This window comes from Malikia granosa, assembly GCF_002980595.1.
Classification (GTDB): Bacteria; Pseudomonadota; Gammaproteobacteria; order Burkholderiales; family Burkholderiaceae_C; genus Malikia; species Malikia granosa.
Genome location: NZ_PVLQ01000139.1, coordinates 1 through 1,762, shown reverse-complemented (window position 1 = coordinate 1,762; position 1,762 = coordinate 1). Strand labels below are relative to the sequence as shown.

At 60.6% G+C, this 1,762-nt stretch carries 2 protein-coding genes; both read right to left on the bottom strand.

From position 1 onward, the window contains the following. Positions 1-394: 394 nt before the first annotated feature. Positions 395-1,045 carry an Hpt domain-containing protein gene (locus C6P64_RS17575; RefSeq protein WP_105749821.1) on the bottom strand — a complete coding sequence of 217 codons (651 nt, stop codon included), beginning with the start codon at positions 1,043-1,045 and terminating at the stop codon, positions 395-397. Positions 1,046-1,403: 358 nt separating this feature from the next. Continuing rightward, complete coding sequence (locus C6P64_RS17570; RefSeq protein WP_105749820.1) at positions 1,404-1,658, bottom strand: S8 family serine peptidase; 255 nt, start codon at positions 1,656-1,658, stop codon at positions 1,404-1,406. Between the last annotated feature and the right edge of the window lie 104 nt (positions 1,659-1,762).

The following is a 1,762-nucleotide window of genomic DNA, read 5'->3' as shown; positions in this document are numbered from 1 at the left end:
ATCGGCCCGGCGACGTTTTTAGGACCTCGGACAAAAAATTTTCGTGCCAAGTCGGCGAAGGCCAGGCGCATGCGGGCTGCCTGCCATTGGGTGAACTTGGGCTCGGATACCAGTGCCAGCAAGGGCTGGACAGCCGGCTTGCTTGCGCGCAGACAGCTGGCGGATCTTGTCCAAGCCAGCACCAGGATGGCCTTGTCCCGTGGATTCGCCACTCCCCCGCCCACCTGCACCCCAAGTGCAACGGGATCTATCTTTCAGGTCATGACCATCACGGCACACGCCTTCGGCCGGGCCACATCATTCGGAACCGCTCGCGAGCGATCAGGATGGGACAAGCCCGACAAGGACAGCGTGACTCGCAGCCGCCAGCGACTCCAGCACCGAAGACACTCTGTCATGTCGACATGCATTCCTGGATCTCAGTCAAGGCTTGCTGCGCGTTTTTGAATTCAAACGCCGACATGTGCTGGAACAACGCCTCCAACTGTTCGACGGAAACCAGCGGAGCCACGGTGGCGCGCAACTCTTGCTGCAGCAGATGAGGCACACGCCGACGCCTGTGCAACAAGGCAGCGACCTCCTGCACGACAAGCAGCGCCTGGTCAGGCGCTATCGGACAGGAACCTGATCCAGGCTCTGGCGGCAGCTGTTGGCGCAAGGCGTTCAGGACCTGTTGCAAGGCTGCCTCGCAATCCTGTACCAGGCCTGCTTTGAGTCCCTCACCGTGCCGCAAGGCGGTCTCCAGCGCCAGCGCAGCCACATGGACCTGATCTGCACACACATTCGCCGCAGTGCCTTTGAGCGTGTGGACGAGACGCAGCATGGCTCCGGTATTGAGTTGTCGCCGCTCAAGCTCGAAACTTGCCTGCCACGAGTCAAAGTCACACAAGAACTGTCGCAGGATTGCCAGCAGGACTTCGTCGTCCCCCCCAAGACGCAAGCGCATCTGCTCCAAGTCGAGCCCGTCGATCATCAGCGGCAAGGCCTCGGGAATGGCGGGGAGCCTCTGGTTTTCCGGCCGAACTTGCCAATCCATTGAATTCATGGCATCGCTTTCTATCAAATGAGCCGAAATGGTGCTGTCAGCCAGGCAGCCGAGACGGCGTGCGGCGGAAATTCAGCTCGACAATAAAGAACAAAGAGTGGATATCGATCGCAAAGAGCACTCGATCTACCTGAGCTGCTGGCGTGTATCAGTTCACAGCGAGCTGGCAGCAAGCCGGCTCAGGCAGCGTAAAAATGACCGGCGATCTGAGCGCCACCTGAAGAACGTAGAACCCGCCTCAGGTCGCCCGAGCAGTGCAGCTTGCGGGAGGCCCCTGCCGCCATCCGCGGCAGAGCCCCACCAGGACATCGTACGGATGCCCGCAAACCGCCCATGACTCAAGAGGAAAAAAGCCTGATCACTTGATGGACAAGGGTGCCAGTGCGCGCGACAGGCTGGCCTCGCCGCGCCCGTGGAGTGCGGCACTGTAGTTGGCAATCGTGTCCTGACGGGCCGTGTTGAGCAGCTGGTTGCTGATTTGGCTGGCAGTGGCACGAGTGAACTTGCTGCCCACGATCGCGGCGTAGCCGCTCACCACCGGAGCGGCAAAGGAGGTGCCGTATAGGCCCGTTTGGTTGCCATCAACCCCCACGACCAGAAACTGGTTTTGCACTACGGCATCGGTGCCCGGGGTGTTGGAATAGGAAGCGAGACTGGCCGGAGCGGTGGTGCTGCCGTTGTTGTTGAGCGCCCCGACATACTAAGGTTTCCGAAAGT